This window comes from Nonomuraea sp. NPDC003707, assembly GCF_053587055.1.
The window spans coordinates 103,780-129,153 of the sequence record NZ_JBSFNK010000024.1 but is presented as its reverse complement, the minus strand read 5'-3'; the positions used below and the strand labels follow the sequence as shown (position 1 = coordinate 129,153).

Here is a 25,374-nt window from a genome sequence, read left to right as displayed (position 1 = left end):
GAGCGCGACGAGAGCCAGGAGCATGAGGCCCTCTGGTCGGACGCCTTTCCGGACTCCCTGCCGTGGCCGGATGCGCGTCACAGTCCCACGTCCCGGCGCAGCAGGTCGTCGATCTCCTCCCGGCGCACGACCACCCGCGCCGCGCCGTCGGCGACCGCGATGACGGGTGGGCGGCCGGTGAGGTTGTAGGTGGAGGCCATCGAGTGGTGGTAGGCGCCCGTGGCCGGGACCGCGATGACGTCGCCGGGCCTGATGTCCGAGGGCAGCGGCACGCTTTCGGCTATGACGTCGCCCGCCTCACAGTGGTGGCCGACCAGGGTGACCTCGCGGGCGGCCATGGCGGAGCGGCGACCGATCAGGCGGGCGGTGTAGCGCGCGCCGTACAGGGACGGGCGGGGGTTGTCACTCATCCCGCCGTCGACGGCCACGAAGGTGCGGGTGAGGGTGCGCTTGACGGCGATGACGCGGTAGAGGGTGAGCCCGGCCGGGCCGCTGATCGCCCGGCCCGGCTCGACGGTCAGCCGGGGTACGGGCAGGTTCAGCGCCGCGCTGCGCTCCACCACGGCCTTGGTGACCGTCGTGGCGTACTCGTCGGGGGTCAGGCCGTGCTCGGACTCCAGGTAGGCGATGCCCATGCCGCCGCCCAGGTCCAGCTCGGGCAGCACGATCCCGTACGTGTCGCGGATCGCGGCCAGTTGCTCGACCATGACCCCGGCGGCCTGCTCGTACGGCTCAGTCGTGTGGATCTGGGAGCCCAGGTGGCAGTGCAGGCCCGCCAGCCGCAGCTCCGGCTGGCGCAGCACTCTGGTGACGGCTGCGGCGGCGTCCCCGGAGGCTATGGACAGGCCGAACTTCTGGCCCTCGCCACCGGTGCGGATCGCCGCGCAGGCGCCCGCCTCGATGTCCGGAATGACCCGCAGCAACACCTTCTGCCGATGCCCGTGCGGGACCAGCATCGCGAGCCGGGCGACCTCGGCGAGGTTGTCGACGACGATGCGACCGACCCCGTAGTGGACCGCCTCGGCCAGCTCGTGCGGGGTCTTGGCGTTGCCGTGGAAGACGATCCGCTCGGCGGGGAAGCCGACGGATCGGGCGATGGCCAGCTCGCCGCCGGAGCAGACGTCCAGGCCGAGCCCCTCCTCCCGGATCCAGGTGGCCATCGCCCGGCACAGGAACGCCTTGGCCGCGTACCGGATGTCGGCGTCCGGCAGGGCGGCGCGGAAGGCCCGGCAGCGCCGGCGCATGTCGGCCTCGTCCACCACGTACGCGGGGGTGCCGAAGCGCTCGACGATGTCCATGAGCGGCACGCCTCCGGTGGCGGCGACCGGCCGGAAACCGGTGGTGGCCGACCAGGGCTCCGCGGCTTCGTCGAAGTGTGCGGGCTCACGCGGGCCGGGGACGAGCAATCGGGGCTCTGACATCTGGTTCCTCCTGCGAGAAATGCTTCATTTTGGACGCTAAAGGCATCGCAGGATAAGTCCGTAAATTTCTACGCAATCTGGACGCATATCACGAAAACTCTGACGCGGTTTTGACGGCGCTGCCTGCAGGCCCGACTGGCCGCGGTCACGCCGGCGGACCAGGCAGGCGCCGCGATCGACACCGCCGGCACCGGCCGCTCCTGACGGCCGGTCCCCGACGCTTCAGCAAAGGGGACGGTCTCCCCCCGCCGCCTGAGGGGAAGCACCCGGCGCCCCCTCGGCGTCCGCGACCTGCTGGAATCCGGGGCCGGACTCCTGCCCCGCCTGATCCTGCTGCAGGAGGCACATCAGGCCACCCGCTTCGTGGGCCTGGTCATCGTGCCCGCAGGATCGATGACGATGCCGATGACGTCCAGGTCGGCGATCATGCCACGCAGCGCCGGGGCGGTGAGCAGCACCCACCGCTGGTCGGGCCCGAGCACCTTGGCCAGCTTCAGCGGCGAGGAGAACGCGACCGCTGTCCGCTTGCCCGAGGCCGTGCGGAACAACCGAAGGGTCAAGGCGCACGTTCCCACCGTGACCGGGACGCACAATCGGGGCTCTGACATCTGCTTCCTTCCAGCGAACTGTCGTACGCAGAAGACGTTAGAGCCGGCGTCGGCCGCAATCCGCGATCGCTACGCAATTCTGACGCTGACCGCGTAAATACTGGCGCGACATTGACGGCCTTTACTGGCTCGGGGACGCGCACGCCCGCGTTTCGAGCGGGCGGGGCGAGCGACCCATGCCGACCAATCCCAGCCCCTGGACTCCTGACAACCCGCACGAGGTGGAGATCGAGCGGGCCCGGCTCCGCGAGATCAGGTCCCGCCTGCCCGAGGCCGCCAAGCCGCTCGAGAACGCGTTGCCGCGTCTCGTCTCGCTCACCGTGCCGGAGGACTCCTTCACGTCATTCACGTACTCGCTGGCGCTCGCGTACAACGAGGTCGAGGCGTTCACCATCGCGGAGCTGCGCCACCAGGCCGAGGACACGGTACGGATTCAGGACGGCATGACCGCGTCCCTCACGAACTGGCAGGATGCGGAGCACGCGAGTTCGATCAGATGGAGATGAACCTCGCCGGCCTGTCCCGGCGGAGCCTTGAGATGGGCACGGGCGCGGCGTTGACGCTGTCGGCACTGGGCGTACCGGCCGGGTGGCCGCGTCCCGGGCAAGGGCCCATGGGCGAGCCCTCCGCAGGGCCTGCCCCAGCTGGCGGGCGTCAAGGCGGTCAACGACATCTCGACGGGCAGCCAGACGGTGACCGGCCGGTACGTGCCGGAACAGGCAGCCGACGGCTCCTGCACGTTCCCCTGGGAGGGATGATGGACTTCGAACGGGAGCTCGGCCCGGACCCCGAGCGGCTGGCGGCCGACGCCGACCGCTTCTTCGGCCGGCTGGGCCGCCTGCCGGACAGTGCCGCGACGGCCCGCGCGGAGTCGCGGGACGGCTGGGTGAGCGTCGAGTACAGCAGCGCGTCAGGCGTCACGGACCTGCGGCTTGACCCACGCGCCATGCGCATGGAGTCGGCGCGGCTGGCCGAGACCATCCTCGGCCTGATCCACCAGGCCAGGGAGCACGCCGAGGCCGAACGCCGCCGCGACCATCGACCGGGTACGGGCCCTGCTACGACCATGACAAGCCCAACCGAACCGGCGCTACGGCCCTGACGAGCCGTACTCGCGCCACTCCCGATCCACCCGCAGGACGGCCCGACGAGCGGCCCACCACGGGAGCAGCGCCCCCACGACCAGCCACCCCAACGCCCCGGAGGGCACGGCGGCGATGAAGGCGCCGAAGACGACCTCGACCGCACCGAGAGGCCGCGGCGCCAGGCGGCCTCGGGCGTCCAGCCAGATCCGGGCGGTCGTGTCCGAGACCCGGTCCAGCGGCCCGCGGGCCCAGCCGCTGTGCCGCCCGCCGTCCCAGACCACGTGCGACACGATGGCCCGCTCCTCGACGATCCGCGCGACGACCTGCCGGTGCGTGGCCCGGTAGGCGTCGATCTCGCGTACGAGCGACCCGGCCGCCAGCAGCCCGGCGAGACAGCCGGCCAGGAGCGCGACCAGCGCCGTCACACCATGCGCCCGATGGCCCCGTCCCGCCCACGCCCACTCCCCCGTGGGCCTCATGAGACGCGGAACCTCATCCGGCACACCACCGCGTCGGTACGCCGCCGCAGCGCCCTGGCCAGCACCGCGCCGCGCTGGTTCTGCAGCATCCGCTGCCAGGCGTGCTCCGGCTCGACCTCGGCGATGAGCACGAACACGTGCGGCTCGGGCACCTGGGCCAGGTAGGTGAGCAGCGGTTCGTCGAGCCGCCGGTGGGCGTCGAAGAGCTGCACCAGCTCCACGCCCGGGTCCCAGCGGTCCCAGTCGTCGACGAACGCCCGCGCCTGCCGCTCGTCCTCGGGGTGGGTGACGTTGACGGCCACCACCCGGTCCCCCAGCGACAGCGCCGCCGACAGGGTGTCGCGGGTCAGCCGGGTGACCGCGTGCACCGGCACCACCACCAGCGAACGGCGTGGCCGCGGTGGCGACGGCGTCCTGCCCAGCTCCAGCCGCCCGCCGATCCGCGCGTACGAGCGGTTGACCCACTCCATGCCGGCCACCATCAGCGGCAGCGCCACCACGATCAACCAGCCGCCCTCACCGAACTTCGAGCCCGTCACCACGATCGCGGCCACGAAGGTCAGCAGCGCGCCGAACCCGTTCAGCCCGGCCCGCCACCGCCACCCGGCGGGCCGCTCGCCCACCCAGTGCCGGACCATGCCGGCCTGCGACAGCGTGAACCCGACGAACACCCCGATCGCGAACAGCGGCACCAGCAGATTCATCTCGCCGCCCGCCACGATCAGCAGCAGGGCGCTGGTGACGGTCAGGAACGCGATGCCGTAGCGGTGCACCTGGCGGTCGGCGCGCAGGGCGAAGAAGTGCGGCAGGTTGTTGTCGCGGGCCAGCAGCTCGGCCAGCACCGGCAGGCCGCCGAAGGAGGTGTTCGCGGCCAGCGCCAGCAGCACCACCGTGGCGAACTGCACCACGTAGAACAGCGGCCCGTCCCCGAGCGAGGCCCGCGTGACCTGGGCGAGCACGGTCACCCCGTCCGCCGGGGCGATGGCGAACTTCTCGATCAGCGCGGCGATGCCCAGCAACATGACCGCCAGCAGGGCGCCCAAGGCGACCTCGGCCCGCTGCGCCCGCCGTACGCGGGGCTTCCTGAAGGACGGCACGGCGTTGGCGATGGCCTCCACGCCGGTCAGCGAGGCGCAGCCGTTCGCGAACGCCTTCAGCAACAGCAGCACCCCGACCGTCTGCAGGCCGCTCACCTGGTGGGAGACGTCCACGGCGGGTTCGCGGCGGATGAGCCCGGCCACGACGACGAGCAGGATCGCACCCACGTAGATCACGGTCGGGGCGATGAACGCGCGGGCGCTGTGCGCGATCCCGCGCAGGTTGACCGCCGTAACGAGAGCCAGCACGGCCAGGCACAACCACACCGTGTACGGCAGCAGCTCGGGGAAGGCCGAGGTGAGCGCGGCCACCCCGGCGGCGACCGAGACGGCGACGTTGAGCACGTAGTCGATGACCAGGGAGGCCCCCGCCACCAGGGATGCCCGGCGGCCGAGGTACGTCCTGGCCACCCCGTAGGCGCCGCCGCCGTCGGGGAAGGCGGCGATGACCTGCCGGTAGGAGAGGGTGAGCACGGCCAGCAGGCCCGCGATGGTCAGCGTGACCGGGATGGTGAAGCCGAGCCCGGCGCCGCCCGCGAGGGCGAGCACCAGCACGATCGCCTCGGGCCCGTACGCCACCGACGCCATCGCGTCCAGGGACAGCGCGGCCAGACCGCCGATGACGGACAGGCGATGCCGTTCGCCGGTATCGGCAGGCTCCTTGGCAGCAGCGGGCGATTTCACGATGGACATGGAGAATGCTCCTGAATGAGGGTTTCGTCCTCATGCTGGTCCCGATGCACTCCCAGGGGCGTCCATATATACGCATTTAAGATGCGAAACGCCGCAATACCTACGTAAAACCTACGAGGCTGGTCAGCCGACGTGGACGCGCGGTCGGAGCTCCGGGTCCGGCTCGGCCTGCCGCAGGACCTCCCGGGTCAGCGGCGGGACGTCCCCGCCGCCGAAGACCAGGTACCGCAGCATCGACACGACCGGGTTGCCCTCGGTCCAGTGGAAGTAGATGTGCGGCACTCCCCCGGTCCGTTCGCGCAGGTAGAGCAGTAGCGCCGCCAGCGTGTTGGGCACGGCCGAGCTCTCGATGGTCAGGATCTTGCGGCCGTACCGCTCCTCGCCCTTGACGTGCAGTTCGGTCTCGAACTCCGAGGCGTCCGGCACCGACACCTCCACGAACAGCACCGGCTCCGAGCTGCGCAGCCGATGAGTGGCCCACGTCTCGCGCAGCTTGTCCGTGTACTCGGCCTGGTCCCGCGCGTTCGGCTCGTTGGCGATCACGTGGATCTCGCCGCACGCGTCGTTGACGAACTGCTCGGCCAGCGAATCCAGATGTACCTCGGTGACCCGCAGCTCGGTGGAGCGGGTGGCGCGGGAGATCAACGAGGTGATGACGATCGCCGCGATGAAGAACGAGGCGATCTTGACGCCGTCCGGCCGCTCGATGACGTTGTCCACCAGCGTGTAGCCCAGCACGGCCGTGATGATCGCGAACCCGGCCGTCGCCACCTGCTGACGCTTCTTCCACGCCGACAGCGTCACCGCCACAGCCGCCGACAGCATGAGCACGAGCACACCGGTGGCGTACGCGCCGCCCTGGGCGTCCACGTCGGCGTCGAAGATGATCGTGATACCGAACCCGATCGCGGAGAACACCAGCACCAGCGGCCGGATCGCGCCCGTCCACTCCGGCGCCATGCCATAGCGCGGAAGGTAGCGCGGCACCAGGTTGATCAGCCCGGCCATCGCCGAGGCCCCGGCGAACCACAGGATCGCGATCGTGGAGATGTCATAAGCGGTGCCGAACCAGTCACCCAGATATTCGTGCGCCAGGTAGGCCAGCGCCCGGCCGTTCGCCTTGCCGCCCTCCTCGAACTCCTGGTGCGGGATGAGCACGGTGGTGACGAAGCTGGAGAAGACCAGGAACACGCTCATGATCAACGCTGCGGTGGTCAGCAGCCTGCGGGTGCCCTTCACCCGTTGCTCCATGTCACCCTTGACCACCGGCATCACTGCGACACCGGTCTCGAAGCCGGACATGCCCAGCGCCAGCTTCGGCATCACCAGCAGCGACAGCCCGATCATGGCCAGCGGGCTGGAGAAGTCCAGGCTCAGCGCGCGCTGCCAGTCAACCACGACCTGCGGCGCCTCCAGCACGTGCACGATGGCCGTCGCGACCACGACCGCGTTCAAGGCCAGGTAGACGAAGACGAGCACCACGGCGATGCCGATCGCCTCGGTGAAGCCCATCAGGAACACCCCGCCGAGCAGGGCGAGCAGCACCAGCGTGACGATGACCCGCTGCCCGGCCAGGAAGTCGGGCACGAACGGGTTCTCCAGGATGTGGGCGGTCGCGTCCGCCGCCGACAGCGTCATCGTGATCACGAAGTCGGTGGCCGCGAAGCCGAGCAGCGCCAGCACGAACAGCTTGCCCCACCACTGCGGCGCCAGCTTCTCCAGCATCGCGATCGAGCCCTGCCCGTACGGGCTCTCCGCCGCGACCCGGCGGTAGACCGGCAGCGCGCCCAGCAACGTGAGCGCCACCAGGAACAACGTGGCCAGCGGCGAGAGCAGCCCGGCCGCCAGCGCCGCGATGCCCGGCTGGTAGCCCAGCGTGGAGAAGTAGTCCACACCGGTCAGGCACATCACCCGCCACCACGAGTGCTTCACATGAGGACCGTGCTCGATCTGCTTCCGGTCGGTCTGCAAACCCTCCAACAGCCAGGAACGCGCAGTCCCTTCCGTAGCGGCCGGCCGTTTCGCCAGCACCATAACGGTCACTCCTCGTCAAAGCCCCGTAAAGACGCATTGGACACTACATGGGGCGGAAGAGCGATTGACGAGGAGATAGCGTCAAGAAAACGTATAAATCCGTAAGCCTGTCGGCTTGTTAATCAGACATGTATGGAAGTGATCAACCGTTGCCGGCGTAGTCGCGCGACCGTCCATCGAAGTCCCTGACCGCCCTTCTGGCCATCCAGCGGCCGAGCCCGCACAGCAGGCCGGCGATCGCCATGAGCGCCGCCGGTACAGCCTGGGACATCAGCAGCTGACGCGGTCCGCTGCGTGCCAACCGCGGAACGGCCATCCGGATCTGCGCAGGCCCGACGTGTTGGCCGGGTTGGTGCCGGCGCGACCGGCGGACGCATCTCCAACATCGGAAGATCCTGCCCACCGAACCATCACACTCGGCCGGTCAGACGGAGATCGGACTCACCGGAGATCAGGCACTCCCAGCCGAGCAGCGCAGAATCGAGGCTAGCCTTTCGTGAGTTGGGCCAGGCGGTCCCAAGCTGGGGATGAGGCTCCGGGCTGGGATTGCGCCGCCAACCGGGCGATGGCCGGGTTGTGGACGGGACCGGTCTCGGATCGGCTGTGGTAATTGGTGAACCAGTTCCGGGTACGGTCCGCGAGGGCGGGGAGGCGGGGGTCGCTCGGCGACCAATCGTAGGCGGCGTCATGTTCGAGGTAGAGGGCGCGGAACTCGGGATCGGCCATCAACTCGCGTTTTTCGGCGATCCACCGGGAGGCATCCTCGGGTGAGGCTGTTTGCATGAGGATCCAGCCGTCGCGTTCCAGGCGCCTCTGGCGCTCGCTGACGCCGAGTTCGCGCAGATCGTCGAGATAGTCGGCGACTTCCGGGGACACGAAAAGCCGGTCGCCGCCGCGCAACTGGGCGAGTTGATCACTGGTTCGCCGCAGCTGCGCCATGCGGTCTTGGAGGTCGTGGTCGATCTCGGCGATGGCCGCCGTGAGCGCATCCGGGTCGGCGTCAAGAAGGTCTTTGATGCGGGCCAGTGGCACGCCCGCATTGGCCAGAGTCCTGATCTTGACGAGGTCGATGGCATCTTGGGCGGTGTAGCGTCGGTAGCCGGACGAGTCGCGGCCGGGCTCGGGGAGCAGGCCGCGCTCGTGATAGTGGCGGATGGCTTTGATGGTCACTCCGGCGTAGTCCGCGAGCTGGCCAATCGTGAGCATGCTGGACATCCTTCCACTCGGCGGTCAGGCCGTTCGCAACGGTCAGGCCCGTCGGGTCAGGCGTCCGCCGCCGTTGCGGAAGCGCGCTTGGCCGTCGCGGACGTCGTGGTAAGAGACGAGTAGCAGTCGCAGGTATCCGTCGAACGTCTCCAGCGGGTATCCGGCGGGCGCGAAAAGGCCGGGCCGGATCGGTACGTAGCGCCGCGGCGGGCCGGAGGTCATGCCGCCGGCGAACTCGGTGAAGATCTGCTTTTGCGATTCGTCCACCGGTTCGTAGGTCGTCCTCTCCTCGAGCTGGCCTTCGACGATGCTGACGTCGATGCGGAGCTGATTGGAGCAGTAGGTACCCACGTATGGGGTGAGGTCGACGTCCTGCTCCACTTCGCTGACCAGAGTGGGGATCTGGACGCCGAGATGTTCACTCAGGAGCCGCTGCAGGATCTGGTCCTGCAGCATGATCGCCCCCGAGGCATTGCCGAAGGCGGTGAAGACCAGGTCGTGGTCAGGAACGAGGCACAGGATGGACACGCCGCCGGGCGACGCTCCCGACATGGCCAGGACGGTCGTGTCGCCGAACGGGTACAGCACCCAGCCCATGCCCATCGGCGGGACGTTCGGGGTCGCCATGTCGTGCGAGACCTGCCGCATCAGCGCGGTCGACTCGGCCGACAGGACGCGCGTACCGGCTGGGGACACACCGCCCGCGAGGTGGGTGCGTCCGAAGGCGAGCAGGTCGGCGACGGTGCCGATCGGCGTGCCGCCGGCCGGCCCCCAGGTGTCGGGCAGCATGAACATGCCTGTGGGCTTGGCCGCCATGGTCTCGGGGTCCAGGAAGTGGCCGATCGCCGTGCTACGCAGGATGGCCTGCTCGGCTGAGGTGCTGGAGTCCTTCATGCCGACGGGTGCGTAGATATCGCGCTCGAGCAGATCGGGGAAGGGCATGCCGGTCACCACTTCCAGCAGGCGACCTGCGACGATCATGCCGCCGTTGGAGTAGCTGAGCTGCTCGCCCGGTTCGAACAGGGTGCCGCAGTTGCTCGCGAGGCCGTTGACGTAGGCCTTCAGGGCGTCGCGGCCCTTGGCATCGGGGAAGAACAGGTCCGCATCGATGCCGTTGGTGTGTGAGATCAGGTGCCGGACCAGGATCTTGTCCGCCGCGCCCGGTGCGGCCAGGGCGAATTCGGGAAGGTACTTCACCACCGGCGTGTCGAGGTCCAGCAGTCCACGCTCGACCTGCCGCAGGACCAGCGTGGCGGTCAGGACCTTGGTGACAGAGCCGAAGAGGAATCCGGTGTCTTCGAGCATCGGTGCGCCGGTGGCGATGTTCGCGGTGCCGTGGGCGACGACGATCTGCTCGCCGGCGTGGTAGACGCCGGCGACGAACCCGGGGACGTTGTTGGCCTCGCAGTAGGCGGCGGCCTGCTCCCGGATCCGGGCTTCAACGGTGTGCAGTGCGTTGTTGTTCATGCGAAGCATCGTCGAGCCTTGACCTAGGGGCAAGGTCAAGCCCACCCACGGAGAATCGGTGAGCTTCTTCGGTCGTCAAGGCGAACGCTGACGACGGCACCCACCAATCGGCACCTCCTGATCGACAAGCAGTCCACTCTCCGGGGAGGACGCGGGAGGTCTGAGAGAGGCGCACAGCATGGCTCCAAATTGGCTCCCGTGGCTCCTCCCCGGTGAGCGGTGAGGCGATGACGGGCCATCAGATCCCGTCGGTGCGGAGACGCTGTAGGGCGTCGGCGTGCTCGCCCAGTGAACGGGTGAAGGCTTCTTCCGTCGCCCGGAGACGCTCCTGGAACTCGCTGAGGTCGAGGAGATCCTTGCCGTTGTCCCCCAGCACCGATGCCATGAGCTGCCGGCCCCGGCTGGACGCGTCGTTCTGGGCCGCCCGCACGGCTTCAAGGATCGATTCCGTGAGGGTTCGGCTGTCCTGACGCATTACCCGGGGGTCCAGAGTGAGGCTGAGCAGCCCGCCACTATTATCGACAACCGCTTTGATCAGGCCTTTGTCGGCCTCGCCTGCACCGGTGATGGCCTGCAACTCCGCATTCGCCTCACTGAGGCGGCGGAGTGCCTGCTCGCTCTTGTGGAGGAGGTCGTCGAGATCGATGGACTGCGGAGCAGAAGGGTCGAAGGTCGTCACGAATACAAGGTTTAGCAAGCGCCCGCGTGACGGACTCCCATATTGACGCCAAGACCACGCCTTGACACCGCTTCTTGATGCAGAACATACGGATTACGGCGAGAACTGTTCCGGCGATCGCTGGATAATGGATCGGCCTGATGATCACGTTAGGAAAGGCTGATGCATGCCTGACATCAAGATGCGCAGGGACGTCATCCATGTCAGTTCTACCGCGATAAAGAGCACCATGAATGCGATCGACGCGAATCTTGCGACGCCGCTGGAGAGCTTCAAGCGGAACGTCAAGCCGCAGACCGACCTGCCGGAGGACTCCTTCGGCACGATCGGCGGCCGGCTCCTCGGTGGCATCTACCGGGAAATGCAGGAGGACACGGAGGACCTTGCCGGGGACGCCGTCAACCTCATGGGCGCGTGGACGCGGACGCTGGATTACGCGCGGCGGAACTGGCGGACCGCCGAGGAGCTCAGCAGCATGAACGTGCGCATATGAGGGAGCACCTATGACGCAACCGCCTGGTCCGCCATGGCAACCCGGTCCACCGCAGTCGCCCGTTCCATATCCGGGCGGACCACCGGCGACGCAGCCACTGGGCCAGTTCGGTCCGCCTCCGGGGCAGTACGGCTCGGCGCCACCCTCATCCATCGCCAAACAGCCGTCCGCGGGCGTGAGGACATGGAGGACCGCGGCGGGCCTGAGCGTGATGGCCGGGGCCACCTTTCTCATAGTCGTGGGGGCGCAGGGCAACGAGGAGGCGATCCGGCAGGCCAAGACGAGCTGGATCAACGCACTCGGAGGGACGCTCGGTGTCGAAGGGCAGATCATGCCCGGCATCGAGACCGTGCGCAGGGCGACGACCGGGTGGGACGCGGCCGATCAGGATATGTTCGAGGCCGCGCTCAACGCCTTCAACAGCCAAATAGGCGCGCTCAAGACGGCGATGGAGTACATGGGTGAAGGGCTGGGCCACCTCGCGGACTCCTATGCCGCATTCGATATGTCCCTGAGATATACGGGTGCCTCGCTCATCATCACTCTGGTGGCACTGAAGATCGCTCAACGATTTCCACAGAGTATGATCGCGGCGAAATTCGGAGAGAAAATCGCGGTGGAGACGGCGAATATCGCGGTCATCGCCGCCGCCGGCCAGCTCGGCGGTTTCCTGTTGAATTTCGCCACACAGCTACGCGACCTCCGCAGCGCCATGCTGAACATCAAAACCGTCCTCCCGTCCGGGCCGGGGGCGGTCGACTTCCAGAACGCGCAGATCAACACCGAAGGGCTGCCACCCTTTCAGCAACCGCCGGACGCGCCGAACCGGCTTCCCCCAGGCAGCGACGACTTCGACTGGAACCTGCCCGTACCCGATCCCGCTGGTTGGTGCCCGCACTGCCGCGAGACGCCCAACTCGGCGGCGACATGACCACATCGCCCGGGCGACCGGAGTGCCGGCCCGGACCGTCACCCGCATCCTGCGCCGCCACAACGTGCCCGTCCTGGCCGCCTGCGACCCACTCACCGGCACACCGATCCGCGCCCACCGCAAGAGCGCCCGCCGATACGAGCATCCCGCCCCCGGCTCGACTCCGAACACGTAGGTGATCCGATCGATCTCGAAGCGATCGAGACGCTCGACGGCGAACCCGGCGCCGGCGATGGACCGGACCGTGTCGCGGGCGGGGTGGCAGCCGTTCGCGGTCGGTGACCAGATGGGGCTGATCAGGCGCTCGGCCAGGGCCGCCAGGGGTCTGGTGGAGCGCACGTGCTCGTGGAAACGGAGCTCACCACACTTCGATGACGAACGTCCACGAGACCCTGACGCGCCAAGAAGACGGCGCTCGAAGCGGCGCGTAGGGATGCCGTCAAAAATCAGGCTCGCGCCGTATGGAAGCCGTCAAGAGCGCCAAAATCGCCCAAATCTCAGGGTTTGCTTACCTTGCAGCCGCCCGGAATGGGCGCAGCTGAAACAACTTGTCCAGATTGAGGAGTGGGGATGGCTGACGTCATCTTCGTCGCCCTGACGATCGCGATCTTCGTGATCTTCGGGCTCGTGGTGAAGGCGGTGGAGCGGCTGTGAGTGCCGTCAACGCCGCCGGCCTGATCGTGGTCGCCGGTCTGGTGATCTTCATGGTCGTGGCCCTGCTGTTCCCGGAGCGTTTCTGATGAGCACGACCGTCGCAGGGATGATCTTCATCGTCTCCCTGATCGCCGCTCTGGCCCTGGTGCACAAGCCGTTCGGCGACTACATGCACCGGGTCTACACGAGCGCCAAGCACAACGCCGTCGAGCGCGTGATCTACCGGCTGCTCGGGGTGCGCGCGGACGCCGAGCAGAGCTGGGGCGTCTACGCCCGCAGCCTGCTGGCGTTCTCGCTGGTCTCGATCCTGTTCGTGTACGCGATCCAGCGACTGCAGGACAGGCTGCCGCTCAGCGTCGGGATGAAGCCGGTCACCGACCACATCGCCTGGAACACGGCGATCAGCTTCGTCACCAACACCAACTGGCAGGCCTACTCCGGCGAGTCCACGATGGGCCACCTGACCCAGATGGCCGCGCTGGCGGTGCAGAACTTCGTGTCGGCGTCGGTGGGCATGGCCGTGGCCATCGCCCTGGTGCGCGGGTTCGCCCGGCGCACCTCCGACACCATCGGCAACTTCTGGGTGGACCTGGTCCGCGGTTCGCTCCGGATCCTGCTGCCGATCGCCTTCGTCGGCGCTCTGGTGCTGGTGGCCGGCGGGCTGATCCAGAACTTCTCCGGCCCGCACGAGATCACCACGCTGACCGGCGGCACCCAGCCGATCACCGGCGGCCCGGTGGCCTCGCAGGAGGTCATCAAGGAGCTGGGCACCAACGGCGGCGGCTTCTACAACGCCAACTCGGCCCACCCGTTCGAGAACGCCACCACCTGGACGAACTGGCTGGAGATCTTCCTGATCCTGGTTATCCCGTTCACGCTGACGCGCACCTTCGGCAAGATGGTCGGGCAGGTCAGGCAGGGGTACGCGATCCTCGCCGTGATGGGCGTGATCGCGCTGGCCAGCGTGCTGCTCACCAACGTCTTCGAGCTGGGCGGGCACGCGACCGTGCCGCAGGCCGTCGGGGCGGCGATGGAGGGCAAGGAGGTCCGCTTCGGCGTCTCCGACTCCGCCACCTTCGCCGCCGCCACCACGCTGACCAGCACCGGCGCGGTCAACTCCTTCCACGACTCCTACACGCCGTTCGGCGGCATGATGACGCTGTTCAACATGATGCTGGGCGAGGTCGCGCCCGGCGGGGTCGGCTCCGGCCTGTACGGCATGCTGATCCTGGCCGTGATCACGGTGTTCGTGGCGGGCCTGATGGTCGGCCGCACCCCCGAATACCTGGGCAAGAAGATCAGCTCGCGCGAGATCAAGCTGGCCTCCCTGTACTTCCTGGTCACGCCGGTGCTGGTGCTGGTCGGCACGGCGTTCGCCATGGGCTCGGCGCAGCAGCGGGCGAGCATGCTGAACTCGGGCCCGCACGGCCTGTCCGAAGTGCTGTACGCGTTCACCAGCGCCTCCAACAACAACGGCTCCGCCTTCGCCGGGATCACCGTCAACACACCCTGGTACGACGTGGCGCTCGGCCTGTGCATGGCGTTCGGCCGGTTCCTGCCGATCATCCTGGTGCTGGCGCTGGCCGGATCGCTGGCCGCGCAGTCGCCGGTCCCCGAGAGCGCCGGCACGCTGCCGACGCACCGTCCGCAGTTCGTCGGCATGGTCGTCGGCGTGACGATCATCCTGGTCGCCCTCACCTTCCTCCCGGCGCTCGCGCTCGGCCCCATCGCAGAAGGACTGTCCTGACATGTCATCCCCCGCGCTCAAGACAGCGGAGCGGAACGGCCGCGTGGGCGGCGGTCTGCTCGATCCGAAGCAGCTGCTGAGGTCGCTGCCGGACGCGCTGAAGAAGCTCAACCCGGCCACGCTGTGGCGCAACCCGGTGATGCTCATCGTCGAGGTCGGCGCCGCGTTCACCACCGTGCTGGCGATCCTCGACCCGTCGTTCTTCGCTTGGGCCATCGTGGTCTGGCTCTGGCTGACCGCCGTCTTCGCCAACCTGGCCGAAGCCGTCGCCGAGGGGCGCGGCAAGGCGCAGGCGGCCACGTTGCGCAAGGCCAAGACCGACACCCGGGCCCGCCGCCTCAAGAGCCGCACCTCCACGGACTGGGACGTGGTCGGCGCGCCCGAGCTGCGGCAGGGCGACTTCGTGATCGTCGAGGCCGGGGAGACCATCCCCGGCGACGGCGACGTGGTCGAGGGCATCGCGTCGGTGGACGAGTCGGCCATCACCGGCGAGTCCGCCCCGGTGATCCGCGAGTCCGGCGGCGACCGCTCGGCGGTCACCGGCGGCACCAAGGTGCTGTCCGACCGGATCGTCGTCCAGATCACCCAGAAGCCCGGCGAGAGCTTCATCGACCGCATGATCGCCCTGGTCGAGGGGGCGAACCGGCAGAAGACGCCGAACGAGATCGCCCTCAACATCCTGCTCGCCGCGCTGACGATCATCTTCCTGGTGGCCACCGTCACCATGCAGCCGCTGGCCATCTACTCCAAGCTCACCAACCCCGGCGTGCCGGACTCGCTCGCGCTGAACGCCGACGGCGTCACCGGCGTGGTGCTGGTCTCGCTGCTGGTGTGCCTGATCCCGACCACGATCGGCGCGCTGCTGTCCGCGATCGGCATCGCGGGCATGGACCGCCTCGTCCAGCGCAACGTCCTGGCAATGTCCGGCCGCGCGGTCGAGGCCGCCGGGGACGTGTCCACGCTGCTGCTGGACAAGACCGGCACGATCACCCTGGGCAACCGCCAGGCGTCGGAGTTCGTCCCCGTGAACGGCGTCACCGAGGCCGAGCTCGCGGAGGCGGCGCAGCTGTCCAGCCTGGCCGACGAGACCCCCGAGGGCCGCTCGATCGTGGTCTTCGCCAAGCAGCGCTACGGCCTGCGCGAGCGGGAGATCCACGGCGCCGAGTGGGTGCAGTTCACCGCCCAGACCCGCATGTCCGGGGTCAACCTGGGCGAGCGGCAGGTCCGCAAGGGCGCGGCGACCGCGGTGATGAAGTGGGTCCGCGACCGGGGCGGCCACCCCACCGACGAGGTCGGGCACATCGTTGACGGCATCTCCGGCTCCGGCGGGACTCCGCTGGTCGTCGCGGAGAAGGGCCGCGTGCTCGGGGTCATCCACCTCAAGGACGTGGTCAAGCAGGGCATGCGCGAACGCTTCGACGAGATGCGCCGCATGGGCATCCGCACCGTCATGATCACCGGCGACAACCCGCTGACCGCCAAGGCCATCGCGGACGAGGCCGGCGTGGACGACTTCCTGGCCGAGGCCACCCCCGAGGACAAGCTCGCCCTGATCAGGAAAGAGCAGCAGGGCGGACGGCTGGTCGCGATGACCGGCGACGGCACCAACGACGCCCCCGCCCTGGCCCAGTCGGACGTCGGCGTGGCGATGAACACCGGAACCTCGGCCGCCAAGGAGGCCGGGAACATGGTCGACCTCGACTCCAACCCGACCAAGCTGATCGAGATCGTCGAGATCGGCAAGCAGTTGCTCATCACCCGCGGCGCGCTGACCACGTTCTCCATCGCCAACGACATCGCGAAGTACTTCGCGATCATCCCGGCCATGTTCGCGGCGGTCTACCCGGGCCTGGACGCCCTGAACGTCATGCGCCTGGCCAGCCCGCAGTCGGCGATCCTGTCCGCGGTCGTGTTCAACGCCCTGGTCATCATCGCGCTGATCCCGCTGGCGCTGCGCGGCGTCCGGTACCGGCCCTCCAGCGCCTCCAAGCTGCTCTCGCGCAACCTGTACGTCTACGGCCTGGGCGGCATCGTCGCGCCGTTCGTCGGCATCAAGATCATCGACCTGTTCATCCAGTTTCTTCCGGGGATGTCGTAATGGACCGTCTACCCAGCTGGCTGCGCCGGCATCTGGCCGCTATCAGGGCCGTGGCCGTCCTGACCGTGCTGCTCGGCCTGATCTATCCGCTGGCCACGACCGGGATCGCGCAGGCGCTGTTCAACGGCAAGGCCAACGGCTCGATCGTGCGGGCCGGCGGCAAGGACGTGGGCAGCGCGATCATCGGCCAGTCCTTCACCGACGCCGACGGCAATCCGGTCAAGAAGTACTTCCAGTCCCGCCCGTCGGCCGCCGGCGACGGCTACGACCCCACCTCGACCGGGGCCAGCAATCTGGGCCCCGAGGACGTCGTCGACGTGCTGCCGGTGCTGGGCGCCGAGGGCAGGCAGTCGCTGCTGACCCGGGTGTGCGCCCGGTCCAAGGCGGTCGGCGAGCTGGAGGGCGTCAGCGGCGCCCGCCCGTACTGCACCGCAGACGGGGTCGGCGCGGTGCTGAAGGTCTTCCCCGACCGGGCGGTCAGCGTCAACCAGGCCTGCCCGGCCACCCCCTTCGTCGCCACCTACCAGGGGCTGAAGGTGGAGTGCGCCAAGCCCGGCGAGGACTACGCCGCCGGCCGGACCGTGCCCGTGCGCAGCGAGGCGAGCCGGGTGCCGGTGCCCGCGGACGCGGTGACCGCGAGCGGATCAGGCCTGGACCCGCACATCTCCGTCGCCTACGCCGAACTCCAGGCTCCCCGGGTGGCCAAGGAACGCGGCCTGGCCCTGGACAAGGTCAAGGCGCTCATCGACGAGAACACGACCGGCCGGGTGCTCGGCTTCATGGGCGAACCCGCCGTCAACGTCCTCGAACTCAACCTGGCGCTGGATCGGTCATGAGCCGGGGCCGCCTGCGGGTCTACCTCGGGGCGGCGCCCGGGGTCGGCAAGACGTACGCGATGCTCAGCGAGGGCCGTCGCGGCATGGAGCGCGGCCGGGACGTGGTCGTGGGCTTCGTCGAGACCCACGGCCGCGCCCGCACCGCGGCCCTCCTGGAGGGCATGGAGGTGATCCCGCGCAGGACGCTGGTCTATCGCGGGGCCACCTTCACCGAGCTGGACGTGGACGCCGTCATCGAGCGCAAGCCGAAGATCGCGCTGATCGACGAGCTGGCCCACACCAACGTGCCCGGCTCCAGGAACGTCAAGCGCTGGCAGGACATCGACGACATCCTCGACGCCGGGATCGACGTCATCTCGACGGTGAACATCCAGCACCTGGAGTCCGTCAACGACGTCGTCCAGGAGATCACCGGAATACCGCAGCGCGAGACCGTCCCCGACGAGGTGGTGCGCCGCGCCGACCAGGTCGAGCTGGTCGACATGTCGCCGGAGGCGCTGCGCCGCCGCATGGCCCACGGCAACGTGTACATGCCCGAGAAGGTCGACGCCGCCCTGTCGAACTACTTCCGCGTCGGCAACCTCACGGCCCTCCGTGAGCTCGCCCTTCTCTGGGTCGCGGGAAAGGTCGACGACCAGCTCGACAACTACCGCGCCGAGCACGGCATCGCCACCACCTGGGACACCCGGGAACGCGTCGTGGTCGCACTGACCGGCGGCCCGGAAGGCGACACGCTGGTACGCCGGGCGGCCCGCGTCGCCGCCCGCACCAAGGGCGCCGACCTGCTGGCCGTCCACGTCACCAGCGCCGACGGACTGGCCGGCGGCGACCCGGCCAACCTGGCCCGCCAGCGCACGCTGGTCGAGAGCATGGGCGGCACCTACCACCAGGTCGTCGGCGACGACATCCCCCAGGCGCTGCTCGACTTCGCCCGCGGCGTCAACGCCACCCAGCTCGTCCTCGGAGCGTCGCGGAGAGGCCGCTTCGCGCAGATCTTCTCCCGGGGCGTCGGCGTGGAGACCACGGCCCTGTCCGGCTCCATCGACGTCCACATGATCACCCACGAGGAGGTCAAGCAGGGGCGCAGGCGTCCCGAACGCTCGCGGGCCGCGTTGACCAGGAAGCGCCGCCTGACCGGCTGGGCGCTGGCGGTGGCCGGGATGCCGCTGCTCACGGCCCTGCTCGCGCCGTTCAGGGACGTGCTGTCGCTGCCCAGCGAGATCCTGTTCTTCCTCTGCCTGACCGTCGGCGTCGCGCTGGCCGGCGGCATGTGGCCGGCCGTCACCGCGGCCGTCGGAGGATCGCTGCTGCTCAACTGGTACTTCACGCCGCCGATCGGCGAGTTCACCATCAACGATCCGGAGAACCTGTTCGCGCTGGTCGTGTTCGTGCTGGTCGCGGCGGCGGTCAGCTCGATCGTGGACCTCGCCGCCCGCCGTACCAGACAGGCCGCCCGCGCGAGCGCGGACGCCGAGGCGCTGTCCACGCTGGCCGGGCACGTGCTGCGCGGCGAGGCGGCCCTGCCGTCGCTGCTCGGCCGCCTGCGCGAGACGTTCGGGCTGGACTCGGTCACCCTGCTCGAACGCCTCGGCGAGCCCACCCCGGACGACCAGTCCGAGCCCGCCGCCTGGCGCATCATCGCCACCACCGGCCAGACCCCGTGCACCAACCCCGGCGCGGCCGACACCGACGTGCAGATCAACGACCGGCTCGTGCTCGCCGCCCGCGGCCGGCTGCTGGACGCCAGCGACCGGCGGGTGCTGGAGGCGTTCGCCGCCGAAGCCGCCGTCGCGCTGCGGCAGGAGCGCCTGGAGGAGGAGGCCGGGCAGGCCAAGCCGCTGGCCGAGGCCGACAAGATGCGCACCGCCCTGCTGGCCGCCGTCAGCCACGACCTGCGCACCCCGCTGGCCGCCGCCAAGGCCTCCGTCGACAGCCTGCGCAGCTCCGACATCGACTGGTCTCCCCAGGACCGCGACGAACTGCTCGACACCGCCCATGAATCACTGGGCCGCCTCGACCGGCTGGTGGAGAACCTGCTCGACATGAGCCGCCTGCAGGCCGGAGTGCTCGGCCTGTCGCTCCAGCCCGTCGCCCTGGAAGAGGTCGTGCCGCGGGCGATCGACGACCTCGGATCGCTGCGCGACCGCGTCGAGGGCGACATCTCCATCGAACTCCCCGAGATCGTCGCCGACCCCGCCCTGCTGGAGCGCGTCCTGGTCAACCTGATGACCAACGCCGTCCGCTACAGCCCCGCCGGCCGGAAGGTGCTCATCACCGCCAGCTGGCACGACGAGCAGGTGGAGATCCGCGTCATCGACCGCGGCCCCGGCATCCCGCCCGAGGCCCGCGACCGGGTCTTCCAGCCGTTCCAGCGGCTCGGCGACCGCGACAACGGCACGGGCGTCGGCCTCGGGCTCGCGCTCTCCCGCGGCCTGACCGAGGCCATGGGCGGCACGCTCATACCGGAGGAGACACCAGGGGGAGGTCTCACCATGACCGTCCAGATGCCCATCTCATCCCAGGCGGTGACAGTATGACCAAGATCCTCGTCGTCGACGACGAACCGCAGATCCTGCGGGCCCTGCGCATCAACCTGGCCGCCCGCCAGTACGAGGTCGCCGTCGCCGAGAACGGCTCCTCCGCGCTGCGCGAAGCCGCCGAATGGCATCCCGACCTCGTCGTGCTCGACCTCGGCCTGCCCGACATCGACGGCGTCGACGTCATCCACGGCCTGCGCGGCTGGACCCGCATCCCGATCGTGGTGCTGTCCGGCCGGGCCGGGAACCAGGACAAGATCGACGCTCTGGACGCCGGCGCCGACGACTACGTGACGAAACCGTTCAGCATCGAGGAGTTCCTGGCCCGCATCCGAGCGGTCTCCCGCCGCGCCGCCATCCACGAGGCCGAGCTGGCCAGCATCCAGATCGGCGACCACACGGTCGACCTCGTCGGCAAGACCGTCTCGGGTGGCCAGCGGCTCACCCCCACCGAATGGCACATCCTGGAGATCCTGCTGCGCAACCCCGGCAAGCTCATCCCCCAGCGCTACCTGCTGACGGAGGTGTGGGGCAGCAAGCACGTCAAGGAGACCCACTACCTGCGCCAGTACATGGCCCAGTTGCGCAAGAAGTTCGAACGCGACCCCGCCCACCCGGTCCACCTGATCACCGAGCCGGGCATGGGCTACCGCTTCACCCCATGACGCGGCTCGGAGTTGACAACAGGTGATCCCCTGCAACACTCTTTCACTATTCGAATAGAGAAAGGGTGTTGCGGTGATCGAGTTCCACCTCGACCGCGGCTCGGGAGTGTCGACCTACCTCCAGCTCGTCCACCAGGTCAAGCAGGCTCTCAGGCTCGGCACGCTGCGGCCGGGCGACCAGCTGCCCACCGCCCGCGAGGTGGTCGAGAGCCTGGCCATCAACCCCAACACCGTGCTCAAGGCCTACCGCGAGCTGGAGCGGGACGGTCTGGTCGAAGGGCGGCCGGGCATGGGGACATTCGTGCTGCAGAGCGTCACGGGCGCGACGCTCGTCGCGCACACCCGATTGCGGCGCGACCTGGAGAGGTGGGTACGCGAGGCGCGCGAGGCCGGGCTCGACCAGGAGGACCTGAGGGCGCTGGTCACCGTTGTCCTCGCGGACTCCCAGAAGGGCGGCCCCGGGAAGGGCACGAAGGAAGGGGCGGCGTGAGGCCGGCGCTGGAGACGAACGGGCTGGGTGTGCGGTACCGCCGCTCCTGGGCGTTGCGTGACTGCTCGTTGTCCATCCCGGCCGGGCGCGTGGCCGCGCTCGTAGGACCGAACGGCGCGGGCAAGACCACGCTCATGCACGCCGCCGTCGGCATGCTCAAGCCCACGTGCGGCAGCGTCGTGGTGCACGGCGAGGTGGCGTTCGTGGCCCAGGACAGGCCGCTGACCGAGAGGTTCACCGCCGCCGAGATGCTCGCCTTCGGCCGCCGGGTGAACCCCCGCTTCGACGACGGCGCCGCCCGTGACCGGCTCGGCCGGCTGGGGGTGCCTCTGGATCGGAAGGTGGGCGTCCTGTCGGGCGGGCAGCGGGCGCAGGTGGCGATCACGCTGGCGATGGCGCGGCGGCCCGACCTTCTCGTGCTGGACGAGCCGCTGGCCAACCTCGACCCCCTCGCCAGGCACGATGTGATGCGCTCGATCATGGCGGAGGTGGCCGAGCGGGAGCTGACCGTGCTGCTGTCCTCGCACGTGGTCGCCGACATCGAGGAGACCTGTGACTGGCTGGTCATGCTGAACGACGGTCAGGTGCAGGTGAGCGGCGACATCGAGGAGTTACTGGCCGGCCATTACGTCCTCACCGGGTCCACCGAGCCGGCCGGGCCGATGGCAGCCGGGGCCGCGGTCGTGAGCGCGAGCCGTGCCGGGAGGCAGGCCGAGCTCCTCGTCAGGGGCGAGCCCGCCCCCGACCCGCGCGGGCAGGCGCGGCGGGCCGGGTTGGCCGATCTCGTCATGGGATATCTGCGCAGCCCCGAGTCGGCGGCGCTGCCCGGCCCGGAGCACGTGATCCGGGGGTAGCGCACGGACGGGCCGGGCTGCTGCGATCCCCCTTTTGTGTGACATCCGGACGCCCGGGGGCGACACGTACGGTTCGGCTATGGCACACCCTTCCTGGGCTCCGAGCCGGCGCATGGCCCCGCGTACCCCCTATGAGGAGGTTGTCGCGGACATCTGGCGCGACATCCTCGGCTCTCCGCACCTGAGCGTGTTCGACGACTTCTTCGAGCTGGGCGGGCACTCGCTGCTGGCGCCCAAGGTGGTGGCGCGGATCAGGAAGATCCTGGGTGTGCGGGTCTCGGTGAAGGAGTTCTTCGCTACCCCCACCGTGGCCGGGCTGGCGGCGGTGGTGGCCGCGCGCTCGTCGTCGGAGGGTTCCGCCGTCGAGCCGCGTACGGCTGAGGCCGAGCCGGTGTTGTCGTTCGACCAGGAGCGGTTGTGGCTGGAGAACCAGCTCCGGCCGGGTACCGCCTACAACGTGCACGGGCGGCGGCGGCTGGTGGGGCCGCTCGACGTGGCGGCGATGGAGGCGAGCATCCGCGCGATCCTGGTCCGGCACGAGACGTTGCGTACCCGCTTTCCGACCGTGGACGGGCGGCCGGTCCAGGTGGTGGACGATCTCGGCGCCGACTGGAGGCTGGAGGTCGTCGAGGGCGCCGATCTCGACGAGGCGCGCCGGCTGGCGGACGAGCAGGCGACCACTCCGTTCGATCTGGCGCGGGGGCCGTTGTTCCGGTGCCTGCTGGTCAAGCTGAGCGACACCGAGCACGTGCTGGCCGTCACGATGCACCACATCGTCTCCGACGCCTGGTCGGTCGGGCTGTTCGTGCGTGAGTTGTCGGCGTTGTACGAGGCCGGTGGCGACGTGGAGCGGGCGGAGCTGGCCGAGCTGCCGATCCAGTACCGGGACTACGCGGTGTGGCAGCGGGCGGCGCTGGCGGGCGAGGCGCTCCAGCGGGAGGTGGGCTACTGGCGCGAGCATCTGGCCGACGCGCCACCGCCGCTGGCGTTGCCGCTGGCGCGGCGGTTCTCGCCGGCCAGGGGAGCGCGGGGTGAGCGGCTGCGGTTCGATCTGTCGCCGCAGGAGACCGGTGAGCTGCACGAGTTGTGCCGCAAGCACGGTGTGACGCCGTTCATGGTGCTGCTGGCGAGCCTGGCCACCACGCTGGGCCGCTGGTCCGGGCAGCGGGACGTGGTGATCGGCGTGCCGGTCGCCGGGCGTACGGACGAGGGCACCGATCGGTTGATCGGGTTCTTCGTCAACACGCTGCCGTTCCGGGTGGACCTGTCGGGCGAGCCGACGTTCGCGGACCTGCTGACCCGGGTGCGCCAGGTCGCGCTGGACGGGTACGCGCACTCCGACGCGCCGTTCGACGTGCTGGTGAAGGAGCTGCGGGTGCCACGGGACCCGGGCCGGACGCCGCTGTTCCAGGTGCTGCTCAACGTGATCGGGAGTCCGGTGGCGGAGGAGATCACCGGCGTCGCGGTCGAGCCGATGGAGATGCCCGCGCTGGACAGCAAGTTCGATCTCATGATCAGCGCGCAGGAGGTCGGGGAGGCGCTGCAGATCCACCTCGAGTTCAACGCCGAGCGGTACCGGCCGGCGATGATGCGGGTGTTGATGGAGCAGCTGCGGGTGTTCCTGCACGCCGTGGTGGAGGATCCCGGCCGGGGGTTGCTGGACTACCCGCCGGACGCGGCCGGGAAGACGGCCGCCGGTGACTGGCCTGCCGTGGCGCCGCATCTGGCGGTGGACTGGTTCGCGCAGGAGCGGGATCGGGTCGCGGTGATCGACCGGGACGGCGAGCGGAGCTACCGGTGGATCAGCCGCGCGGCCGATCGGGTGGCTCGCGTGGTGTCGGAGCGTGCGGCGTCGCAGATGGAGCACTTCGGGGTGGTACGGCGGGCCTCGGCGGCCTTCGTGGCGGCGGTCCTCGGATGCGGGAAGGCAGGCGTGACCTTCTCCGTGATCGAGGAGGCGGGGCCGGTCGCGGCACGGTATCTCGGGGTTTCCACGGTGGTGGACGTGCTCCCGGGCAGCGAAGTGGATGTCGATCTGAGCCCGATCTTCGCCGAAATATCCGACAACGACGGCGAAAGGGTGACTGGAGCCACGGAGGGGTCGGATCCCGAGCGGCCGGAGGCTGACTGGGCGGTGCGGAGGTTCGGGCTGGAGGAGGATGACCGGTTCGCGGTGTTGTCGGCCCTGCCCGGTCACCTGGTGTCGGCGATGTCCAGCGCGTTCGGCGCCGGAGCGGCGCTGCTGCTGCCGGAGCGCGGCGACCTGTCCCTGCTGAGGGAACACGCGGTCACGGTCGCCTACCTGACCCCGGCGATCCTGCGCGGTCTGGACGCTGCCCGCGAGACGCTCCCGGCGCTCCGCCACGCGTTCGTGGAGAACTCCGGCGACCTGATCTCCCACGACCTGGTGGCGCTGCGCCGCCTGTCGCCCGGATGCCGGGGTGTCGGCGTCTACCGGGTGGGCCGCGACGGGCGGCCGGTCGCCGTCTATCCGGTCCCGGCCGACTGGCAGCCGCAGAACGCAGGCGTGCGGGTGCCGCTGAGCGGAAGTCCGGCCGACGACCGGGCCGAGCTGCGCCACGCCGGCGATCAGCTCGCCGCCGTGGGCGAGGTGGCCGAGCTCTGCTCCGGCTCCCAGCACTTCGGCGACCTGGCCCGCCGCTGGATCGACGGCACGCTGGAGTTCGTCGGCCGGGCGGACGCCGATCCCGTCGAGACGCTGGCCGCGCTGCGCGACGGCCCGGACATCCGGGACGCGCTGGTGACCGAGCATGTCGCGGCGGACGGCAGGATCGTGCTGGTCTGCTACCTCACCGGCCCCGACCCGGCGCTCGGCACCGTCAAGATCCGGCAATACCTCCTCACGGTGCTGTCCGACGCCTTGATGCCCGAGCACCTGTTCATCCTGGATGAGCTGCCCCGCACCCGCGACGGCGACTACGACCTCGACGCTCTCCCCGTCCCCGACGACGACGGCGACCCGGTCGACGACTATGTGCCGCCGAGCACGCCGATCGAACACCGTCTCGTCGCGATCTTCGAGGAGCTGCTCAGCGTGGAGCGGGTCGGCGTCCACGACACGTTCTTCGAGCTGAGCGGCTTCTCACTGCTGGCCACCCAGCTCGCCTCGCGCATCCGTGACACGTTCGGCATCGAGCTGTCGCTGCGGGACGTCTTCGGCTCGCCGACGGTGGAGAGCCTGGCCCAGTTGATCGTCCGCGCTCAGGGAGAGCTGTACGGCGCCGACGACCTCGAAGCGCTGCTGAACGAGATCGAGTCGGCAGGACCGGGAGCTTGAGG

General features: G+C 69.5%; 22 protein-coding genes and 1 pseudogene. 14 read left to right on the top strand and 9 right to left on the bottom strand.

What is annotated here, in order from left to right:
• Positions 1-77: 77 nt before the first annotated feature.
• Positions 78-1,421: a diaminopimelate decarboxylase gene (gene lysA / locus ACWDRB_RS43990; protein ID WP_449904428.1), complete on the bottom strand. Its 1,344-nt coding sequence runs from the start codon at positions 1,419-1,421 to the stop codon at positions 78-80.
• A gap of 347 nt (positions 1,422-1,768) precedes the next feature.
• Entirely contained in the window at positions 1,769-2,029 is a 261-nt protein-coding gene (locus ACWDRB_RS43985; protein WP_449904425.1) for an SAV_915 family protein, read from the bottom strand.
• A 176-nt stretch (positions 2,030-2,205) separates the two neighbouring features.
• Here ACWDRB_RS43985 and ACWDRB_RS43980 point away from each other — a divergent pair, with 176 nt between their 5' ends.
• Both ACWDRB_RS43980 and ACWDRB_RS43975 read left to right on the top strand, forming a co-directional pair.
• Entirely contained in the window at positions 2,206-2,535 is a 330-nt protein-coding gene (locus ACWDRB_RS43980; protein WP_449904423.1) for a hypothetical protein, read from the top strand.
• A gap of 248 nt (positions 2,536-2,783) precedes the next feature.
• Positions 2,784-3,131 carry a YbaB/EbfC family nucleoid-associated protein gene (locus ACWDRB_RS43975; RefSeq protein WP_449904419.1) on the top strand — a complete coding sequence of 116 codons (348 nt, stop codon included), beginning with the start codon at positions 2,784-2,786 and terminating at the stop codon, positions 3,129-3,131.
• Here the strand turns inward: ACWDRB_RS43975 and ACWDRB_RS43970 are convergent.
• The 7 genes from ACWDRB_RS43970 to ACWDRB_RS43940 all read right to left on the bottom strand — a co-directional run bounded on the left by ACWDRB_RS43970 (position 3,120) and on the right by ACWDRB_RS43940 (position 10,769).
• Positions 3,120-3,593: a hypothetical protein gene (locus ACWDRB_RS43970; RefSeq protein WP_449904417.1), complete on the bottom strand. Its 474-nt coding sequence runs from the start codon at positions 3,591-3,593 to the stop codon at positions 3,120-3,122. The genes ACWDRB_RS43975 and ACWDRB_RS43970 overlap by 12 nt on opposite strands.
• Complete coding sequence (locus tag ACWDRB_RS43965) at positions 3,590-5,383, bottom strand: APC family permease (RefSeq protein ID WP_449904414.1); 1,794 nt, start codon at positions 5,381-5,383, stop codon at positions 3,590-3,592. Before ACWDRB_RS43965 ends, ACWDRB_RS43970 begins: the two co-directional genes overlap by 4 nt.
• 123 nt (positions 5,384-5,506) lie before the next feature.
• Positions 5,507-7,315, bottom strand: a complete 1,809-nt coding sequence (locus ACWDRB_RS43960) for an amino acid transporter (RefSeq protein WP_449904412.1) — start codon at positions 7,313-7,315, stop codon at positions 5,507-5,509.
• Between the two features lie 244 nt (positions 7,316-7,559).
• Positions 7,560-7,688, bottom strand: coding sequence for a hypothetical protein (locus tag ACWDRB_RS43955; protein ID WP_449904409.1), 129 nt, complete (start codon positions 7,686-7,688; stop codon positions 7,560-7,562).
• A 215-nt stretch (positions 7,689-7,903) separates the two neighbouring features.
• Complete coding sequence (locus ACWDRB_RS43950) at positions 7,904-8,623, bottom strand: MerR family transcriptional regulator (RefSeq protein ID WP_449904406.1); 720 nt, start codon at positions 8,621-8,623, stop codon at positions 7,904-7,906.
• Between the two features lie 42 nt (positions 8,624-8,665).
• On the bottom strand, positions 8,666-10,090 hold the full coding sequence (locus ACWDRB_RS43945; protein ID WP_449904403.1) for a serine hydrolase domain-containing protein: 1,425 nt from the start codon (positions 10,088-10,090) through the stop codon (positions 8,666-8,668).
• Positions 10,091-10,328: 238 nt separating this feature from the next.
• Positions 10,329-10,769, bottom strand: coding sequence for a YbaB/EbfC family nucleoid-associated protein (locus tag ACWDRB_RS43940; RefSeq protein WP_449904401.1), 441 nt, complete (start codon positions 10,767-10,769; stop codon positions 10,329-10,331).
• A gap of 166 nt (positions 10,770-10,935) precedes the next feature.
• Here ACWDRB_RS43940 and ACWDRB_RS43935 point away from each other — a divergent pair, with 166 nt between their 5' ends.
• The 12 genes and pseudogenes from ACWDRB_RS43935 to ACWDRB_RS43880 all read left to right on the top strand — a co-directional run bounded on the left by ACWDRB_RS43935 (position 10,936) and on the right by ACWDRB_RS43880 (position 25,372).
• Positions 10,936-11,262: a hypothetical protein gene (locus tag ACWDRB_RS43935; RefSeq protein ID WP_449904399.1), complete on the top strand. Its 327-nt coding sequence runs from the start codon at positions 10,936-10,938 to the stop codon at positions 11,260-11,262.
• Between the two features lie 211 nt (positions 11,263-11,473).
• On the top strand, positions 11,474-12,193 hold the full coding sequence (locus ACWDRB_RS43930; protein ID WP_449904396.1) for a hypothetical protein: 720 nt from the start codon (positions 11,474-11,476) through the stop codon (positions 12,191-12,193).
• Positions 12,194-12,200: 7 nt separating this feature from the next.
• Positions 12,201-12,350: pseudogene (locus ACWDRB_RS43925) on the top strand (IS481 family transposase); the annotation flags it as partial.
• Between the two features lie 493 nt (positions 12,351-12,843).
• Complete coding sequence (kdpF, locus tag ACWDRB_RS43920) at positions 12,844-12,933, top strand: K(+)-transporting ATPase subunit F (protein WP_350737184.1); 90 nt, start codon at positions 12,844-12,846, stop codon at positions 12,931-12,933.
• A complete protein-coding gene (gene kdpA, locus ACWDRB_RS43915; RefSeq protein WP_449904394.1) occupies positions 12,933-14,594 on the top strand; it encodes a potassium-transporting ATPase subunit KdpA in 1,662 nt (553 codons plus the stop codon). The genes kdpF and kdpA overlap by 1 nt, the downstream gene beginning before the upstream one ends.
• 1 nt (position 14,595) lies before the next feature.
• The gene (gene kdpB / locus ACWDRB_RS43910) at positions 14,596-16,692 is read left to right on the top strand and encodes a potassium-transporting ATPase subunit KdpB (RefSeq protein WP_449904392.1); all 2,097 of its coding nucleotides are present in this window, start codon (positions 14,596-14,598) and stop codon (positions 16,690-16,692) included.
• The gene (locus ACWDRB_RS43905; RefSeq protein WP_449904390.1) at positions 16,692-17,528 is read left to right on the top strand and encodes a potassium-transporting ATPase subunit C; all 837 of its coding nucleotides are present in this window, start codon (positions 16,692-16,694) and stop codon (positions 17,526-17,528) included. Before kdpB ends, ACWDRB_RS43905 begins: the two co-directional genes overlap by 1 nt.
• The gene (locus ACWDRB_RS43900) at positions 17,525-20,065 is read left to right on the top strand and encodes a DUF4118 domain-containing protein (RefSeq protein ID WP_449904388.1); all 2,541 of its coding nucleotides are present in this window, start codon (positions 17,525-17,527) and stop codon (positions 20,063-20,065) included. The genes ACWDRB_RS43905 and ACWDRB_RS43900 overlap by 4 nt, the downstream gene beginning before the upstream one ends.
• On the top strand, positions 20,062-20,730 hold the full coding sequence (locus ACWDRB_RS43895; RefSeq protein ID WP_449904386.1) for a response regulator: 669 nt from the start codon (positions 20,062-20,064) through the stop codon (positions 20,728-20,730). The genes ACWDRB_RS43900 and ACWDRB_RS43895 overlap by 4 nt, the downstream gene beginning before the upstream one ends.
• A gap of 73 nt (positions 20,731-20,803) precedes the next feature.
• Complete coding sequence (locus tag ACWDRB_RS43890; RefSeq protein WP_449904384.1) at positions 20,804-21,220, top strand: GntR family transcriptional regulator; 417 nt, start codon at positions 20,804-20,806, stop codon at positions 21,218-21,220.
• Positions 21,217-22,074, top strand: coding sequence for an ABC transporter ATP-binding protein (locus ACWDRB_RS43885; RefSeq protein WP_449904381.1), 858 nt, complete (start codon positions 21,217-21,219; stop codon positions 22,072-22,074). The genes ACWDRB_RS43890 and ACWDRB_RS43885 overlap by 4 nt, the downstream gene beginning before the upstream one ends.
• A 79-nt stretch (positions 22,075-22,153) precedes the next feature.
• The gene (locus tag ACWDRB_RS43880) at positions 22,154-25,372 is read left to right on the top strand and encodes a condensation domain-containing protein (RefSeq protein WP_449904378.1); all 3,219 of its coding nucleotides are present in this window, start codon (positions 22,154-22,156) and stop codon (positions 25,370-25,372) included.
• Positions 25,373-25,374: the final 2 nt, after the last annotated feature.

Bases quoted from the DNA above. Each gene is read 5' to 3' on its own strand.
- lysA (WP_449904428.1), bottom strand. From the start codon at position 1,421: ATGTCAGAGCCCCGATTGCTCGTCCCCGGCCCGCGTGAGCCCGCACAC.
- ACWDRB_RS43985 (WP_449904425.1), bottom strand. From the start codon at position 2,029: ATGTCAGAGCCCCGATTGTGCGTCCCGGTCACGGTGGGAACGTGCGCC.
- ACWDRB_RS43980 (WP_449904423.1), top strand. From the start codon at position 2,206: ATGCCGACCAATCCCAGCCCCTGGACTCCTGACAACCCGCACGAGGTG.
- ACWDRB_RS43975 (WP_449904419.1), top strand. From the start codon at position 2,784: ATGATGGACTTCGAACGGGAGCTCGGCCCGGACCCCGAGCGGCTGGCG.
- ACWDRB_RS43970 (WP_449904417.1), bottom strand. From the start codon at position 3,593: ATGAGGCCCACGGGGGAGTGGGCGTGGGCGGGACGGGGCCATCGGGCG.
- ACWDRB_RS43965 (WP_449904414.1), bottom strand. From the start codon at position 5,383: ATGTCCATCGTGAAATCGCCCGCTGCTGCCAAGGAGCCTGCCGATACC.
- ACWDRB_RS43955 (WP_449904409.1), bottom strand. From the start codon at position 7,688: ATGTCCCAGGCTGTACCGGCGGCGCTCATGGCGATCGCCGGCCTGCTG.
- ACWDRB_RS43950 (WP_449904406.1), bottom strand. From the start codon at position 8,623: ATGCTCACGATTGGCCAGCTCGCGGACTACGCCGGAGTGACCATCAAA.
- ACWDRB_RS43945 (WP_449904403.1), bottom strand. From the start codon at position 10,090: ATGAACAACAACGCACTGCACACCGTTGAAGCCCGGATCCGGGAGCAG.
- ACWDRB_RS43935 (WP_449904399.1), top strand. From the start codon at position 10,936: ATGCCTGACATCAAGATGCGCAGGGACGTCATCCATGTCAGTTCTACC.
- ACWDRB_RS43930 (WP_449904396.1), top strand. From the start codon at position 11,474: ATGGCCGGGGCCACCTTTCTCATAGTCGTGGGGGCGCAGGGCAACGAG.
- kdpA (WP_449904394.1), top strand. From the start codon at position 12,933: ATGAGCACGACCGTCGCAGGGATGATCTTCATCGTCTCCCTGATCGCC.
- kdpB (WP_449904392.1), top strand. From the start codon at position 14,596: ATGTCATCCCCCGCGCTCAAGACAGCGGAGCGGAACGGCCGCGTGGGC.
- ACWDRB_RS43905 (WP_449904390.1), top strand. From the start codon at position 16,692: ATGGACCGTCTACCCAGCTGGCTGCGCCGGCATCTGGCCGCTATCAGG.
- ACWDRB_RS43900 (WP_449904388.1), top strand. From the start codon at position 17,525: ATGAGCCGGGGCCGCCTGCGGGTCTACCTCGGGGCGGCGCCCGGGGTC.
- ACWDRB_RS43895 (WP_449904386.1), top strand. From the start codon at position 20,062: ATGACCAAGATCCTCGTCGTCGACGACGAACCGCAGATCCTGCGGGCC.
- ACWDRB_RS43880 (WP_449904378.1), top strand. From the start codon at position 22,154: ATGGCACACCCTTCCTGGGCTCCGAGCCGGCGCATGGCCCCGCGTACC.